Annotated in this window: 14 protein-coding genes and 1 tRNA gene; 12 read left to right on the top strand and 3 right to left on the bottom strand. The window is 66.7% G+C overall.

Features of this window, described 5'->3' with window-relative positions; all coding sequences use genetic code 11:
• The first annotated feature begins 302 nt into the window (after nucleotides 1–302).
• Complete coding sequence (locus CXY74_RS14060) at nucleotides 303–1,502, top strand: TerC family protein (protein WP_104200996.1); 1,200 nt, start codon at nucleotides 303–305, stop codon at nucleotides 1,500–1,502.
• Nucleotides 1,503–1,654: 152 nt separating this feature from the next.
• Here CXY74_RS14060 and CXY74_RS14065 read toward each other — a convergent pair.
• A tRNA-Lys gene (locus CXY74_RS14065) sits at nucleotides 1,655–1,727 on the bottom strand.
• A gap of 125 nt (nucleotides 1,728–1,852) precedes the next feature.
• On the opposite strand from CXY74_RS14065, the gene CXY74_RS14070 reads away from it, so the two are divergent.
• Nucleotides 1,853–2,683 carry an inositol monophosphatase family protein gene (locus CXY74_RS14070; protein ID WP_233193410.1) on the top strand — a complete coding sequence of 277 codons (831 nt, stop codon included), beginning with the start codon at nucleotides 1,853–1,855 and terminating at the stop codon, nucleotides 2,681–2,683.
• Nucleotides 2,684–2,686: 3 nt separating this feature from the next.
• On the opposite strand, the gene CXY74_RS14075 is transcribed toward CXY74_RS14070, so the two are convergent.
• Nucleotides 2,687–3,430 carry a trimeric intracellular cation channel family protein gene (locus CXY74_RS14075; RefSeq protein WP_104200998.1) on the bottom strand — a complete coding sequence of 248 codons (744 nt, stop codon included), beginning with the start codon at nucleotides 3,428–3,430 and terminating at the stop codon, nucleotides 2,687–2,689.
• A gap of 55 nt (nucleotides 3,431–3,485) precedes the next feature.
• Here CXY74_RS14075 and CXY74_RS14080 point away from each other — a divergent pair, with 55 nt between their 5' ends.
• From CXY74_RS14080 to CXY74_RS14090, 3 genes are all read left to right on the top strand, one after another.
• Nucleotides 3,486–3,929 (top strand): Rrf2 family transcriptional regulator, encoded by a 444-nt coding sequence (locus CXY74_RS14080; RefSeq protein WP_104200999.1) that lies wholly within the window; start codon nucleotides 3,486–3,488, stop codon nucleotides 3,927–3,929.
• Nucleotides 3,930–4,044: 115 nt separating this feature from the next.
• Nucleotides 4,045–5,208 carry a globin domain-containing protein gene (locus CXY74_RS14085; RefSeq protein ID WP_104201000.1) on the top strand — a complete coding sequence of 388 codons (1,164 nt, stop codon included), beginning with the start codon at nucleotides 4,045–4,047 and terminating at the stop codon, nucleotides 5,206–5,208.
• 61 nt (nucleotides 5,209–5,269) lie between these two features.
• Nucleotides 5,270–6,787: a CYTH and CHAD domain-containing protein gene (locus CXY74_RS14090; protein ID WP_104201001.1), complete on the top strand. Its 1,518-nt coding sequence runs from the start codon at nucleotides 5,270–5,272 to the stop codon at nucleotides 6,785–6,787.
• A gap of 108 nt (nucleotides 6,788–6,895) precedes the next feature.
• Here CXY74_RS14090 and CXY74_RS14095 read toward each other — a convergent pair whose 3' ends face one another.
• Nucleotides 6,896–8,620, bottom strand: coding sequence for a SulP family inorganic anion transporter (locus tag CXY74_RS14095; RefSeq protein ID WP_104201002.1), 1,725 nt, complete (start codon nucleotides 8,618–8,620; stop codon nucleotides 6,896–6,898).
• 41 nt (nucleotides 8,621–8,661) lie between these two features.
• Here CXY74_RS14095 and CXY74_RS14100 point away from each other — a divergent pair, with 41 nt between their 5' ends.
• Genes CXY74_RS14100 through CXY74_RS14130 form a run of 7 tightly spaced genes read left to right on the top strand, consistent with a single transcriptional unit; the run spans nucleotide 8,662 to nucleotide 16,473 of the window.
• The gene (locus CXY74_RS14100) at nucleotides 8,662–9,702 is read left to right on the top strand and encodes a xanthine dehydrogenase family protein subunit M (protein WP_233193411.1); all 1,041 of its coding nucleotides are present in this window, start codon (nucleotides 8,662–8,664) and stop codon (nucleotides 9,700–9,702) included.
• Nucleotides 9,703–9,714: 12 nt separating this feature from the next.
• A complete protein-coding gene (locus CXY74_RS14105) occupies nucleotides 9,715–10,230 on the top strand; it encodes a (2Fe-2S)-binding protein (protein WP_104201003.1) in 516 nt (171 codons plus the stop codon).
• On the top strand, nucleotides 10,227–12,620 hold the full coding sequence (locus CXY74_RS14110; protein ID WP_104201004.1) for an aerobic carbon-monoxide dehydrogenase large subunit: 2,394 nt from the start codon (nucleotides 10,227–10,229) through the stop codon (nucleotides 12,618–12,620). Before CXY74_RS14105 ends, CXY74_RS14110 begins: the two co-directional genes overlap by 4 nt.
• A gap of 1 nt (nucleotide 12,621) precedes the next feature.
• Nucleotides 12,622–13,536, top strand: coding sequence for an XdhC family protein (locus CXY74_RS14115; protein WP_104201005.1), 915 nt, complete (start codon nucleotides 12,622–12,624; stop codon nucleotides 13,534–13,536).
• Between the two features lie 24 nt (nucleotides 13,537–13,560).
• Nucleotides 13,561–14,463: a MoxR family ATPase gene (locus tag CXY74_RS14120; protein WP_233193412.1), complete on the top strand. Its 903-nt coding sequence runs from the start codon at nucleotides 13,561–13,563 to the stop codon at nucleotides 14,461–14,463.
• Nucleotides 14,456–15,712, top strand: a complete 1,257-nt coding sequence (locus CXY74_RS14125; RefSeq protein WP_104201007.1) for a VWA domain-containing protein — start codon at nucleotides 14,456–14,458, stop codon at nucleotides 15,710–15,712. Before CXY74_RS14120 ends, CXY74_RS14125 begins: the two co-directional genes overlap by 8 nt.
• A complete protein-coding gene (locus tag CXY74_RS14130) occupies nucleotides 15,712–16,473 on the top strand; it encodes an SRPBCC family protein (protein ID WP_104201008.1) in 762 nt (253 codons plus the stop codon). Before CXY74_RS14125 ends, CXY74_RS14130 begins: the two co-directional genes overlap by 1 nt.
• Nucleotides 16,474–16,497: the final 24 nt, after the last annotated feature.

A 16,497-nucleotide genomic window follows, 5' to 3' on the forward strand; every position in this document is an offset into this window, starting at 1 on the left:
TCGGTGCGGTTGAGTAGGAGTGAACGTGAGCCAGTCTATCGACGTGAATTTTCTGGTCTGCGAGCATTCGAGAAACTGATGCCGGGCTCCGTTCTTTCGCATAAGAACTACCAGTAAGCGAATCGCCCGTTAGGCAGCCCCCTCAAGAAACGGTCGATGACGCCCGGCATGATTCCCGACACGACCTCCCCGAACTGTCGCCCTGAGCGACCGGCTCACGTAGTCTCTGTACCACCGGTGGAGAAGAGACGTCTTTCGCCGGACGTCCGAAAGCGGCCCGTTATTGACTGAAAGCAGCAAAAATGGATGTTTCGCCCCTCGCTTGGATCTTGACCGTCGCGGCTATCGTCGCGCTCCTTGCTTTCGACTATGTCTTTCACGTACGCAAGGCGCATGCGCCGACTCTGAAGGAAGCAGCGATCTGGTCCTCGCTTTACGTGGGGATTGCCATCCTCTTCGGGCTGGGCGTTCTCATCGTGGGCGGTGCCACCCCTAGTGCGGAGTATTTCGCTGGCTACATCACCGAAAAAGCGTTGTCGGTCGACAATCTCTTTGTCTTTCTCATCATCATGACGAGTTTTCGAGTCCCGCGTGAAGACCAACAAAAGGTGTTGCTGTTCGGCATCACTTTTTCGCTTATCGCCCGTACCGGATTCATCTTCCTGGGCGCAGCGCTGATCAATTCATTCGCCTGGGTGTTCTATTTCTTCGGCATCATCCTGTTGATGACTGCGGGCAACATGCTCAAACCGGAGAGTTCAGAGTCCCGATCGTCTGAAAACTTCATGGTGCGAATCGCACGCAAAATTTTTCACACCAGTCCGGACTACGACGGAGACAAGCTCTTCACCGTGCACGAGGGCAAACGAGCGCTGACCCCGATGCTCCTCGTTATGGTCGCGATCGCTGGTACCGACCTACTGTTCGCTCTCGATTCGATCCCCGCCATCTTCGGCCTGACTCAGAACGTCTATATCGTGTTCACGGCGACCGCGTTCTCGCTCCTCGGCCTTCGACAGCTGTACTTCCTGCTCGACGGGCTGCTGGACCGACTGATCTACCTCTCCTTCGGTCTTGCATCCATTCTCGCCTTCATCGGCGTGAAGCTCATCCTCCATGCCCTGCACGAGAACAACTTGCCATTCATCAACGGTGGTGAACCGGTACCGGTGTTCGAAATCAGTACAGCTCTCTCATTGACCGTCATCATCGGTGTGCTCGTGGTCACGGTGCTCGCGTCGCTGCTCAGCCCGGCCGGCCGGGCGCAGACCATTATCGCCAACGCTCGACGCCACGCAATCAACTATTTGGACCTCGACTACACCGAGGACCACACCGAACGCGTCCGCGTGTACTCGGCCTTGATTCAAGAGGAAGAATCCCTCCGCGCACTCCGGCCGAAATATCAGGAGTTGGCCAAAGACAAGGCTGGACTGATGGAACTGCTCCACGCGGCACACGCCGAGCATGACGCGTCGGTGCAGCGCGCAGCGCGCGAATAGTCGAGCATCGGGGTTCTGGTCGCGGTCAGCTACTACAACCCCGGCGCACCGAACGTGTAAACGAAACCGCTGGTGAAGCGCCGGCGAACAAGCTGGATTCAAGAAAACGCCCGGTCAGATTTGACACCTGACCGGGCGTTGCTTGAAGCGTGTGCACCCCCCCGGACTTGAACCGGGAACCCACTGATTAAGAGTCAGTTGCTCTGCCAATTGAGCTAGAGGTGCATGTGCGGCAGCGAAATGACCCGCGGCAACGTGTAACCCTAACACCCCAAGAGGGCTCGATGCCAATCGAGGCCGAACCGGGGCGGAGACCGGCATCCGCTCACGAAATTACTATCCTTGGGAGGGTGACCGAACCGCGAATCTACGCCCTCTCCGATGACCTCCAGCTCGGCCTGGACCTCGCCGAAGCCGCCGACGCCATCTCCAGTGCCCGCTTCACCGCGCTCGACCTGGTCGTGACGACCAAACCCGACCGCACACCGGTAACGGATGCCGACCAGGCGGTCGAGCGCGCCATTCGCGACCTGCTCGCCGAACGTCGCCCCGACGACGGCATCCTCGGCGAAGAGTTCGGTACCGCCGGGTCCACGACCCGCCAGTGGATCATCGACCCCATCGACGGCACCGCCGGGTTCCTCCGCGGTATACCGATCTGGGCCACCCTCATCGCCCTCGCCATCGACGGCGTTCCCGTGCTCGGCGTGGTCAGCGCCCCTGCACTCGGCAAACGCTGGTGGGCGGCAGCGGGTAGTGGCGCCTGGTCAATCGACACGAGGCAGGCGGATGCTGCCCCCACCCGCCTGCACGTCTCCGGCATCGACACTCTCGCCGAGGCATCCATCAGCTACGGCAGCCTGCAGCAGTGGGATCAAGCCGGGCACCTCGACGAGCTCGTCACGCTGTCCCGCCAGGTCTGGCGCACCCGCGCCTACGGCGACATGTGGTCATACATGCTGCTCGCCGAGGGCCACCTCGACGTGGCCGGGGAATTCGACCTACAGCCCTACGACATGGCCGCGCTCGCGCCGATCGTGCAGGAGGCCGGCGGCACGTTCACCTCGGTCGATGGCCAGCCCGGCCCCTGGCACGGCAGCGCCCTGGCCACCAACACACTGCTGCACGCGGCGACGCTCGCGGTACTGAACCCGGAGCGGGCACCCTCACAGACACCGTGACGGTCAGGACGAAACACCCGAATCGTCGGGGAAGATGCCGTCACGCGCCCTGCGCGCGTCGAGCCGACGCTGGCGCCAGACCCGGGGGCTGAGAAGCAGAATCGGCCCCGGAATGCGCAGCGCGTAGCCGGTCGGCAGAATCCAGCCGTAGCGTTTGGCCAGCAGCGACAGCGCAGCGCCGCTGAGAATGGCCACGCCGGTACCGACCGCCACGAACCCGAGCTTGCTCAGAATCACCATCTCGGCGCTGGCCAGCAGGGCGCTCGTGGCATAGAGCGTATTGCCGCCGAAGATCGTCGGCACCTTGAGCAACATGATGTCGCGCACCATGCCGCCGCCGACCGCGGTGATCATGCCGAGCAGGATGGCCGAAAGCCAGCCGAGACCGGCATCCAGCGCTTTCTGCACACCCACCGCCGCCCAGCACCCCACGGCGAGCGCGTCAAGCAGCAACAGCACCCGTCGGGTCCACCGCCCGTTGAACGTGACGAAGAAGGCGATGACCCCGCCGAGGATGGCAAAGATCAGATAGGCCGGGTCGAGCAGTGCGGCCGGGCTGCCCTGCTGCAGCAGGGTGTCGCGGATCATGCCGCCGCCGAGCCCGCTCATGATCGCGAGCACCACGAAACCGACGATGTCGAGGCGGGCCGTGCGCGCGGCGACCCCGCCGAGGATAGCGTTGGCGAGCACACCGGCCAGGTCCACGAAGCGGATTACCTCAAACAGTGTCTCCGACTCAGTGTTCACTTGCCCCATTCTCTCTCATCTCGGCGAAAGTGACGGGCGCATCTACAGTTAAGGCATGAGGATCAACGCTTTTTCGGACGTGTGCCTGCGCGTCATCATGCTGCTCTGCGCGGCGCCGGAGAGCGTGACCTTCACCTCGCGAGTGGTCGCCGCCGAGGTCGACACGCCCTATAACCACGTGGCCAAGGCGCTGTTGCGCCTGCGCGAGCTCGGCCTGGTCGAGGCCATTCGAGGGCGGAGCGGCGGCGTGCGCGTCAGCCCGCTCGGCCGTGAGGTCACCGTCGGGGCACTCCTGCGCCAGCTCGACACGCGCACCGACCTCGCCGCCTGCGACTCGCCCGACGGACCCTGCCCCTTATTGAGCGGATGCGGCCTGCGCGCCGCCCTCCGCCGGGCCCGGGATGCCTTTTACCGCGAGCTGGATGACCTCGTCATCGCCAGTCTTCCGCACGGAAAACCTGCCGGGCCGGTTTTGGTCGAACTCGGATTGCTGCGGTAGGACTAAAGTCCCGACTTTCTACGACTTGTAGAAAGCATCCGTTTAATTGGCATATCAAATGCTACTTTTGTGGAAGACGCCCACAAACGGGAGTCGGTTTATAGAAGGAGTATTCATGCTTTCGGCCCAGTCCCTCCCCCTCATCGAAGCCACCCTGCCGCTGGTCGGCGAGCGGATGCCCCAGATCGCGAGAAACTTCTACAAGCGCATGCTCACCGCTCACCCCGAATTGTTCGATGGGTTGTTCAGCCGCTCGAACCAGAAGAACGGCACGCAGCAGCAGGCCCTTGCCGGCAGTATCGCTGTCTTCGCAACCCACATGGTGCAAAACCCCGACATCACTCCGGAGGCCATGCTCTCCCGCATCGCCCACAAGCACGTCTCCCTCGATATTCAGCCCGAGCAGTATGACATCGTCTACAAGTACCTGTTCGAGGGCATCGCCGACGAACTGAGCGACGTCATCACGGCCGAGATCGCCGCCGCCTGGACCGAGGTCTACTGGCTGATGGCCCACGCGCTGATCAAGATGGAGAAGGGCCTCTACGCGGGACTCGCCAGCGACAAGCCACTGGCCCCCTGGACTGTCGTGAAGAAGGAAGCGGCTGGAACGGATGCCGTCACGTTCACCCTCGAACCGGCCGACGACACCCCCGTGACGCCCGCCCTGCCGGGCCAGTACGTCAGTGTCACCGCCACCATGCCCGACGGTATCCGCCAAGTGCGCCAGTACTCCCTCTCGGCCGGCACGGCCACGACGCGAGTCTTCACCACCAAGCTCGACGCCGACGGCGAGGTCTCCCCCGTGCTGCACCGCGATGTGCAGGTCGGCGATACGCTCATCCTCTCCGTGCCGTGCGGCGATATCACCCTCGATGCGGGCACCGGCCCGCTGATCCTGGCCTCGGCCGGAATCGGCTGCACGCCCAGCGCTTCCATCCTGCGTTCCCTGGTGGACACGGCCTCGAAGCGTGAGGTGCTCGTACTCCACGCCGAGAGCAACCTCGAACGCTGGGCGCTGCGCGACCAGATGAACGAGGACGTCGCCCTACTGGAGGCGGCCGAACTCGAGCTCTGGCTGGAGATCCCGAGCGCGGGCCACCACGAGGGCTTCATGTCGCTGGAGAACGTGACGATCCCGGAGGACGCCTCGGTTTACCTCTGCGGTCCGCTCCCGTTCATGCGCAGCCTGCGCGCGCAGGCGCTGCAGTCCGGCGTGCCGGCCGATCGCATCCACTACGAGATCTTCGGCCCTGACCTGTGGCTTGCCAACGCCTGACCCGGCTTCCCGGGCGCAGCACGGTTCGGCTTGGCCCGGCACGCCCGCGCTAGGCTGAATCGTGGACGCTAACGGTGGTATCGAGATAGAACGCAAATTTGACGTCGACGAGCTGACTCCGGTGCCGCGGCTGAACGACCTGCCCGGCGTGCAGGCCGTCGCGAAACTGGTGACTTTCGATCTCGAGGCCGTCTATTTCGATACGAACGATCTCGTACTCAGCGCCGCGCACATCACGCTGCGCCGGCGTACCGGCGGCGACGACGCCGGATGGCACCTGAAACTGCCAGAGGCCGCTGGCCGTCGCCGCGAGATTCACGCGCCCCTCGGCGGGGAGGGGCAGGGCGAAGCGGATGTCGTACCCGAGTCGCTCGCGCAACTCGTGCGGGTCTACGTACGGGACGCGCCGCTCGTTCCCGTTGCACGCCTTCGCACCACCCGCGACGCGCATGCCCTGATCGGTGCGGGCGGCGAAACCCTCGCCGTGCTGTGCGACGATCGGGTGCGCGCCGATCGACTGATCGACCACCCGGCCTCCGCGGCGTGGCGCGAATGGGAGATCGAACTTGTCGACGGACCGGAAGACATGCTCGACGCGGGGCAGGCTGTGCTCGCGGCCGCCGGCATCCTCGTGTCACGGCACGCGTCGAAACTAGCGCGTACGCTCGGCGACCGGTTGCCGGCAGAACCGCCCCAGGATCGGCGGGGCCCAACGCCCACCGGACCGGCCGGGAACGTCTTAGTGGCCAGCCTGAGCGAGCAGATCAGCGTCATTCGCGCGCAGGACCCGCAGGTTCGCCAGCACGCGACCGGCTCTGTGCACGCGATGCGCGTCGCCTCACGCCGGCTGCGTTCGGTGTTGGCCACCTATCGGTCCCTCGTCGATCCGACCGTCGTGCAATACCTCCGCACCGAACTCGGCTGGCTCGCTGCCGTGCTCGGCGGATCCCGCGACGAAGAGGTGCTGCAACGCCGCCTCACCGGCCTACTCGACCGCGAGCCCCCGGTTCTGCTCCTCGGCCCGATTCGGGCGCGCCTCGAGACTCGCTCTGAAACGGATGCCGATACCGCCGGGCACACGCTCGTCACCGCCCTCAACACCCACCGCTACTTTCGGTTGCTCGACGCCCTCGATGCCCTCGTCGCCACTCCGCCGTTCACGGCTACGGCCGACCAAGATGCCCGCGTGGTCGCGCCCGCCCTGGTCGCGAAGGAGTGGAAGAGACTGCGCCGCGCCGTGCGCCGCGCAGCCGGGACCGTGCCGGGGCAAGAACGTGACCTCGCCCTGCACGAGGTGCGCAAGCGCGCCAAGAGGCTGCGCTACGCGGCCGAGACGGCGCGTCCGCTCAACCCGAAGCGTGCCGCTCGGGTGAGCGGATTCGCCCAGAAACTGCAGACCATGCTCGGTGACCAGCACGACAGCGTCATCGCCCGTGAGCGCCTGCTGCGCCGCGGCGGGGTCGACGCCTACCTTCGCGGCGAGAACACCTTCAGTTACGGCCGCCTGCACGCCCAGGAACAGCAGAAAGCAGCCGAGGCCGAGGCTCTCTTCTGGAAGGCCTGGACAAACCGCCCCTGACAGTTCAGCTCCAGAGCGCCGCGTACACCTGGGAGGCGCGCCGGGCGACGCTGCGTGATGCACCGGGGGCGACACGGCTGCGGTGGCTGGGCGGTCGGGACGTTCTCGTCAGACGTCCGTGTCCCACGGGGTGCTGTCGAGATCGCCGCGCAAAGTTCCGGTAGCCGCATCGACCGCCTCTCCGACAGTGACCGCGAACCGCTCCGGAGGAAACCGCCCGCTCAATCCGTAATCACGCAGGTGGTCTTTCACCGGGCCTTTCATCTCGGCAAAGACCAGCGTGATGCCGCGAGAAGCCAGAAAATTGTCGAGTTCGAGCAGTTCTTCCACAGCGGTCGTGTCAATATCGGTGATGGGCTCCGCCGCGAGGATGACCGTGTGTATCCCGCTACCGGCAGCCGCGACCGTGGCCCGCACATAGTCGTCGAAGATCCCCCCGTTGGCGAAGAAGAGTGGCGCATCGAAGCGAACGATGACGAGGCCGGGCAGCCGTTCGCCCTCCGGATGCCGCGACAGGTCGTGGTAGCCGCGCAGACCGCGGATCCGACCGAGCTCGGCCCGGTAGGGCCGCCAGGCCTGGCTGACGAATGCGCCGAGCGAGAGAACGATTGCCACGGCGATACCCTCGATCACGCCGACCACCAGCACCCCGAGAAAGGCCGCGAGTGAGAGCGTTGCATCGATTTTGTTCATGCGCACGAGCGCGATGAACCCTTTCACATCGACGAGCCCGGCCGCGGCGACGATGACGACCGCAGCGATCGCCGCCGAGGGCAGAAAATCCGTGAGACCGGGCGCGAATAGCATGAAGGCCAGAACGAGGGCAGCACCAACGACTCCGGTGAGCTGGGAGCGAGCCCCCGCCTTCTCGGCGACGGGGGTGCGCGAGGACGACGCCGAGACGGGGAATCCACCGAGCAGTCCGCTCGCGATGTTCGACGCGCCGATCGCCCTCATTTCCTGGCTACCGTTGACATTCTCTCCGCGGCGGGCAGCAAACGATCGCGAAAGCACGGCGGTGTCGGCAAAGGCGATGAGCGCGATACCCAGTGCCGGAGCCACTAAAGCCGCCGCATCCGCCCACTGCAACCCGCCGAGCGCGGGTGCGGGGAGCCCCTGGGGAAGCGCACCGACAACAGGCAGGGCATCTCTCAGCCCGAAGACCGCGGTCACCGCCGTCGCGAGTACGACGGCCGCAAGCACACCCGGAATCCGGGTCCTGCGCCACGACAGGACGACAATGACGGCCAGCGAACCGAGCCCGAAGAGCGTCGCCGTCAGGTTCACCTGCCCGCCGGCGATTCCGGCGAATATCCCGATCGCATCGCGCAGTGCCGAGTCCGGTTCGATGGAGAAGCCGAAAAGGGTGGGCAGCTGCGACACGATGACCAGCAGGGCGAGAGCGTTGAGGTAGCCGACGCGGATAGGTTTGGAGAGCAGGTCGGTCACGAAACCGAGGCGCAGGACACCACCAAGCGCGAGAATCAATCCGACCATGATGGCCAGGAGCCCGGCGAGGGCCACCGCGCGCGTATCATCACCGAGAGCGAGAGGCACAATCGCGGCTGCGATGATCGGCGCCAGTGCCGAGTCGGGACCAAGCACGAGAATGCGCGACGGCCCGAAGACGGCATAAGCGGCCAGGGGAATGATCGTGGCGTACAGGCCCGATGCCGGCGGAAGCCCCGCCACCTCGGCGTAGCCGATGCCGACCGGTATGAGCAGAGCGGTCAGGACGACGCCCGCACGCAGGTCGGGCAGTAGCCAGGAACGCCGGTAGCCGAGCGCCGTGTCGATCCCCGGCACCCACCTCCGCAGCCACGTCGCAGCCATGCCTTTCCTCTCCCGAAACCATCATGGTGCAGGACTCGCTCATGCACCGCGCGAAATACGAAAGTGGCGGCGCCCAACTCCTGCTTGTGCTCTGGTCGACGTTGACAGCCACGGTCGCGGGGAGCAAGCTGAGGCACGACAGTGTCGCGCAACGACGCGCGGTGCCGTGGAAACTTCTCAGTGAGGAGAAGCCCGTGCAGATTCCGGCTCCGTTCGATTACGTTCGTGCCAGTTCGGTTGACAATGCCCTCGCCCTGCTTGATCGCCACGGGGCCGAATCCCGGGTGGTCGCCGGCGGACACAGCCTGCTTCCCATGATGAAGCTGCGCCTGGCCCGGCCCGACTGGCTCATCGACATCAACGACCTCTACGAGCTGGACTACCTGCTGGTCGATGGTCCGGTACTACGCATCGGCGCGATGACCAGGCACACGACCCTGCTCCAATCCGGCGACGTGCGGCGCCTGTTCCCCATCATCTGTGACGCCGAACGCGTCATCGCCGACCCGATCGTGCGCAACCGCGGCACCATAGGCGGCTCGCTCTGCCAAGCCGACCCGGCCGAAGACCTCTCCACGGTGTGCCACGTTCTCGAAGCGGTGGCCGTCGTGCGCGGACCGGCCGGGGAGCGGATGCTGTCGATGGCCGAGTTCCACCGCGGCCCGTACGAGACCGCCGTCGCCCAGAACGAACTGCTCATCGAGGTGCGCGTTCCCATTCGGGCCGGCTCCAGCAGCGCCTACGAAAAGGTCGAGCGGCGCGTCGGAGACTGGGCTGTCGCCGCGGCCGGCGCGAGCGTGACGCTCGGCGCCGACGGCACCATCAGCGAGGTGGCCGTCGGCCTCACCGCGGTCGGACTCGAGCGTAACGTGACCGAGGTTGAAGCGGTACTCGTCGGACAGACACCCGATGAAACGCTCTTCGTCGAAGCGGGGCGTCTGGCGGCACTCGCCTGCGACCCCCTCGCCGACCAACGCGGACCGATCGATTACAAGCGGCACCTCGCCGACGAACTGACCCGCCGTGTGCTGCGGGTCGCGTGCAGCCGCGCCGCGGCATCCGTTTCCGACATCACGATTTAGGAGTTGAGCCCGATGCAGATCAGCATGACCATAAACGGCACCGACGTCACCCGCGAAATCGAACCGCGCGTGCTGCTCGTACACTTCATTCGCGACGACCTGCGGCTCACCGGAACGCACTGGGGCTGCGACACCAGCAACTGTGGCACCTGCGTGGTACTGATGGACGGCCAGCCGGTGAAATCCTGCACCGTGCTTGCTGCCATGGCTGACGGGCACACCATCACGACCGTGGAAGGGCTCGCCAACGGCACCACCCTCGACCCGGTGCAGCAGGGCTTCATGGAGGAGCACGGCCTGCAGTGCGGTTTCTGCACTCCCGGCATGATGCTCACCGCCCGCGCCCTGCTCGACTACAACCCGCACCCCGAACCACTGGAGATTCGCGAGGCCATCTCCGGGCAGATCTGCCGCTGCACCGGCTACGCCACCATTGTGCGGTCGATCCAGTGGGCCGCCGAGCATCCCGCCGGTGCGGCCCCGGAAACGACCACGTCCGAATCAACCGAGCACGAGGTGCACGCATGACCATTCTCGAGGACCGCCCGTCGAACCCGGCCGCCGGCGACCACGATCGGCCCATCGGCCACGGCCGCATGCAGCGCAAGGAAGACCCGCGTTTCGTGCGCGGCAAGGGCCGTTATGTCGACGACATCGTGCTACCCGGCATGCTGCACGGCGCCATTCTGCGCGCTCCCGTCGCCCACGCCCGGCTGGTCTCGATCGATACGACCGAGGCGCTCGCGCACCCCAAGGTGCTCGCCGTGATCACCGGTACCGACCTGCAGGCCCTCGGCTTGGCGTGGGCTCCGACCCTCTCGATGGACGTGCAGGCCGTGCTGGTCACCGACAAGGTGCGCTTCCAGGGCCAGGAAGTCGCTTTCGTCGTCGCCGAAGACCGCTACGCCGCCCGAGATGCCCTCGAACTGATCCAGGTCGAGTACGACGTGCTACCGCCCGTCGTCGACGCCCGCAAGGCGATGGATCCGGGTGCTCCCGTCATTCGCGACGACCTCGAGGGCCGCACCGACAACCACATCTTCGACTGGGAAGCCGGCGACAAAGCCGAAACGGATGCCGTCTTCGCGAGCGCCGACGTCGTGGTGAAGCAGGAGATCGTCTACCCGCGCGTGCACCCGGCGCCGATGGAAACCTGTGGCGCCGTCGCCGACTTCGACCCCATCGACGGCCGTCTCACCCTGTACGAGACGACGCAGGCGCCGCACGCCCACCGCACCCTGTTCGCGATGGTCTCCGGCATTCCCGAGCACAAGATTCGGGTGGTCTCCCCCGACATCGGCGGCGGGTTCGGTAACAAAGTCGGAATCTACCCGGGCTATATCCTCGCCGTCGTCGGCTCCATCGTCACCGGCAAACCGGTGAAATGGGTCGAGGACCGCTCCGAGAACCTCATGAGTACCTCGTTCGCCCGCGACTACATCATGCAGGGCGAGATCGCGGCGACCAAGGACGGCAAGATCCTGGCCCTGCGCACCAACGTACTCGCCGACCACGGCGCGTTCAACGCCACTGCCCAGCCCACCAAATATCCAGCCGGGTTCTTCCACATCTTCACCGGCAGCTACGACCTCGCCGCAGCGCACTGCACCGTCACGGGCGTGTACACCAACAAGGCCCCGGGCGGGGTGGCCTATGCGTGTTCCTTCCGGGTCACCGAGGCGGTGTATCTGGTGGAGCGGATGGTCGACATCCTGGCCCGCAAGCTCGACATGGACCCAGCCGAGTTGCGCCTGAAGAATTTCATCAAGAAGGAGCAGTTTCCCTACGCCAACAAGACCGGCTGGGAGTACGACTCGGGTGATTACGAACCCACCATGCGGCTGTCGATGAAGATTGCCGGCTACGACGAACTGCGCCGCGAACAGAAAGAGAAACGCGAACGCGGTGAGCTCATGGGCATCGGCATCTCGTTCTTCACCGAAACGGTCGGTGCCGGCCCGCGCAAGGACATGGACATTCTCGGACTCGGGATGGCGGACGGCGCCGAACTGCGCATCCACCCCACCGGCAAGGCCGTCGTGCGCATCTCGGTGCAAAGCCAGGGTCAGGGCCACGAAACGACGTTCGCGCAGATCGTGGCGGAGGAGATCGGCATCCCGCCGGAAGACATCGATGTGGTGCACGGAGACACCGACCAGACGCCGTTCGGCCTCGGTACCTATGGCAGCCGGTCCACTCCGGTCAGCGGCGCCGCCGTGGCGCTCGTCGCCCGCAAGGTGCGGGAGAAGGCCCGGTTCATCGCCGCGGCCATGCTCGAGACCCGGCCGGAAGACCTCGAGTGGGCGAAGGGCCGCTGGTTCGTCAAGGGCGATCCGCGCGTGGGCAAGACCATGGCCGAGATCGCGATGGGCGCCCACGGCACGGTCGCGCTGCCCGAGGGTATCGACGGCAATCTCGACGCCGAGGTCACCTATGATCCGCCCAACCTGACGTTTCCGTTCGGCGCCTATATCTGCGTCGTCGACATCGACCCGGGTACCGGTCATGTCACGGTGCGCCGCTTCATCGCCGTCGACGACTGCGGCACCCGCATCAACCCGATGATCATCGAGGGCCAGATTCATGGTGGCCTCACCGACGGTGTCGGCATGGCACTCATGGAGATCATCGAGTTCGACGACGAGGGCAACTGCCTCGGCGGCTCGTTCATGGACTACCTCATCCCCACCGCCATGGAGGTGCCCGACTGGGAGACCGGCTTCACCGTGACCCCGTCGCCGCACCACCCGATCGGGGCGAAGGGCGTGGGCGAATCTGCCACGGTCGGGTCACCGCCGGCCGTCGTCAACGCCGTCGTCGATGCCCTCGCCCCGTTCGGGGTCGTGCACATGGATATGCCCTGCACCCCCGCCAGGGTGTGGGAGGCCATGCAGGGCCGCACGAGACCGCCGGTGTAGCATGCCCGTTGCCCACCCGACCCGCGCGCAAGAGCTCATCGAGCGCCGCGAAGCGTTCGTGCACGCGACCGTCGTGCGCGCCCAGCGCCCGACGAGCGCGCACGCCGGAGACACTGCGCTCGTTCGTGCGACCGGCGAGATCGAGGGTTTTGTCGGAGGAACGTGCGTGGAGGCATCCGTTCGCCTGTACAGCCTGCAGGTACTCGCGAGCCGGCAGCCGCTGCTGCTCAAGGTCGTCGCCGGCGTGCCGTCGAGCACCGTGCGAGACGGCGCGGTCGAGGTCTCCAACCCCTGTGTGAGTGGCGGGGCGATCGAGATCTTTCTTGAGCCGCACCTTCCGCTGCCCCGAATGATCATCGTCGGCTCGACGCCCGATGCCGAGGCTCTCGCCGCCCTGGCACCGCTCGTCGGCTTCGACCTCATCCAAACGGATGGCGCCTCCGCCGCCCCGCAGGTCGGCGACGCCGCCCTGATCGTCGCCTCGCACGGCCGGAATGAGGAGCCCGCCCTGCTCGCCGCCCTCGCCGCCGGAGTGCCCTATGTGGCGCTCGTGGCGAGCCCCAAGCGCGGCGCTGCCGTGCTCGCCTCGCTTGACGTGTCGCCCGAGCAGCGCGCGCGTGTGTTCAGCCCAGCGGGCCTCGACCTCGGGGCGCGCACCCCCGGGGAGATCGCGGTGTCGATTTTCGCGCAGCTGGTGCAGGACCGGGCCGGGCACGGGCAACCGCAAGCCGCGGAGGTGGTTGAGACGGCGACGGCAGTGGACGCGATCGCGATCGACCCCGTCTGCGGCATGACGGTGGCCGCGCTGCCCACGTCGCTGCAGGTGCAGCACAACGGCACGACCGTGTACTTCTGCGCGGCGGGCTGCCGCACGGCGTTTGTCGGACATCCGGAGCAGTATGCGACCGCGCGCTAGGGGCCCGGTTGCCCGGTGCCGGCGATGGTGATGGTGACCGTGCCCGAGTTGGTGCCGTCCGTCGGCGCGCTGCAGCGTGCCCTCGATGCCGAGGACTACCTCGCCGATGAGGGCCTCGCGACCGCCGTATTCCTGGCCGTGCGCATGCAGCAGCCGCTCCTGCTCGAGGGTGAACCCGGGGTGGGCAAGACCGAGATCGCCAAGGCGCTCGCACGGCTGCTCGATACCGAACTGTTTCGATTGCAGTGCTACGAGGGAATCAGCGCTGGAGAGGCACTCTACGAGTGGAACTATCCGCGGCAACTGCTCGGCATTCGCCTGGCCGAAGCGCGTGGGGTGGAACTGGCCGAAACGGAGCTGTTCGGGCGCGACTATCTGCTGCGTCGCCCGCTGTTGCGGGCCATCGAACACGCCGGCCCGCGTCCGGCCGTGCTGTTGCTCGACGAGATCGACCGGGCCGACGCCGAATTCGAAGCCTTCACCTTTGAGCTGCTGGCCGAGGCGGCGGTCACCATTCCCGAGCTCGGAACCGTCACGGCGGAGCATCCGCCGATCGTGATTCTGACGAGCAATCGCACCCGCGACCTGCACGACGCCCTCACCCGGCGCTGCCTGTATCACTGGATCGACTACCCGGAGCCGGAGCGGATCGCGCAGATCGTGCGCCGCCGGGTGCCGAGCAGCTCGCAGGCACTCGCGACCGAGGCCGCGGCGGCGATCACCCGGTTGCGATCGCTCGACCTCGTGAAGCCGCCGGGTATCGCCGAGGCCATCGACTGGGTCAGCGCCCTCGGAGTGCTCGGCATCGCGCAGATCAGCGGCCACGCGGTCGAGCAGACCTGGGGCTCCGTGCTCAAGAACCGGGACGACCTGGATCTCGCTGCTGCCCGCGGCGGTGGCTGGGTGGCGGAGGCCGCGCATGGATGACCGCGGTCTTTATCGACCGATCGAAGCGGCCGCCCTCGCCGCCGGCTTCAGCACGGCCCTGCACCGGGCCGGTCTGCCGGTATCGCCGGACCGCGCGGCCCGACTGGCCGAGGCGCTGCGGCTGGTCCCGCCGACCGACCGGGCCGCCCTGTACTGGGCGTGCCGGATCGTGTTCGTCTCCCGGCACCAGCATCTTGCCCGCTTCGACGCGGTGTTCAGCGCCGTGTTCGACGGCCGGCTCGACCCGGCCGAAGCACGCGGTGACCCGAACGCTCCCCCGGCGATCGGCTCCGAGATGCGCACGAAAGCTGCCCCGCCAACCAACCGCCCGGTCTCTGCCCCCCAGTTGCAGCCAGAAGCTCGCCCGCCGGCTCCGTTGCCCGGTTTCGACGACTCGGGCGACGGCGACGGTCCCGAGCGCGACGCGATCCTTGCCATGGCCGCCAACGACGAGCACTTGCACGAGATCGCGTTCGCCGACCTCGACCCCGAGGAACTGGCCCGCCTGCGCCGGCTCGTCGCCCGCATCGTACTGTCGACGCCGACGCGGCTGAGCCGCCGGACCCATCCGTCGCCGCACAGCCGCGACCGGCTCGATGTGGCCCGCACCGTGCGGGCCGCGCAGGGCACCGGCGGCGACCCGATCACCCTGCACTACGCCCGCCGCCGCCCGAAGCCGCGCCGGCTGGTGCTGCTCTGCGACGTGTCGGGCTCGATGGAACCGTACACGAGGGTCTTCCTGTCGCTGCTGCAGGGTGCGGCGTCCGGCGCCCAGGCCGAAGCGTTCGTGTTCTCAACGCGTCTCACCCGGCTGACCCGCCAGCTGGCCGTACGCGACCCGGACCAGGCGCTCGCGCAGGCGTCCGCCACCGTGACCGACTGGGCCGGCGGCACCCGGCTGGCGGCCAGCATCCGCCGGTTCATCGACGACTTCGGGCGGCGCGGCCTGGCTCGCGGCGCGGTGGTCGTGCTGTTCTCCGACGGATGGGCACAGGACGACCCGGCCGACGTCGACGCCCAGATGGCACGACTGCGCCGGCTCGCGCATCGCATTGTCTGGGTGAATCCGCGCAAAGCCGCCGCCGACTTCCGGCCGCTCGTCGGCGGTATGGCCGCCGCCCTGCCCTACTGCGACGCGTTTGTCAGCGGGCACAACTACGCGGCCCTCGTCGAGGTGGCGGCCGCCATTCGCGGCGACCCGTCGGCATCCGCTCGACCATCCGTAACCATCCAGCAGAGGATACCCTGATGCAACTCGACAGTACCTTCACCGTCATCGCCCCCGTCGACACGGTGTGGAACACCCTGATGGACTTCGAACGCGTCGCCGGCTGTGTGCCGGGCGCGCAGATTCTGAACAAGCTCTCCGACGACAATTACCAGGTCGGCATGAAGGTCAAGCTCGGCCCGGTGACCATGCAGTACCGCGGCCAGATGAACGTCGACGAACGCGACGCCGAGGGCCTCCGCGCTGTCTTCTCCGGCAAGGCGCAGGAGACCCGCGGTCAGGGTACCGCCCAGGCCACGGTCACGCTCGTACTGGTCGAAACCGACGGCGTCACCCGGGGCACGGTCAGCGCCGATCTGTCGCTGTCGGGTAAGGCGGCTGCCATGGGCAAGGGCGTCATCAGCAGCGTCACCGAGCAGATGATGACCCTGTTCGCCGGCAACCTGCAAGATTTGATCACAGATGGTGGCCCCGATGCTGTGTCTGGCCTTGGCGAGAACGTCGACGATCCGGCTGCCGACAGGCTCCCCAACGTTGCAGCGGATGCCCCCGAGCGGGCGACCCCGTCGGCGAGCCCGGTCCCGCCGCGCGTCGCGCCCTCCGGCGAGCTTCAGGCCGCGCCGCACCGGTCTGTACCTACCGCCGCGCCGAGCCTCGACGCGATGAGCCTGGTCAGGGGCGTCATCACCGACCAGCTCAGTGACCCGATGAAACTCGTGGGCCTGCTGGCCACGGTAGCGTTTATCGCATACCGAATTGGTCGGCGCGCGTCCGGCCACTGACTCACCGACCGAAGGGATACCGAC

The organism is Cryobacterium sp. Y29, assembly GCF_002929825.1.
In the GTDB taxonomy this organism is placed as follows: Bacteria; Actinomycetota; Actinomycetes; order Actinomycetales; family Microbacteriaceae; genus Cryobacterium.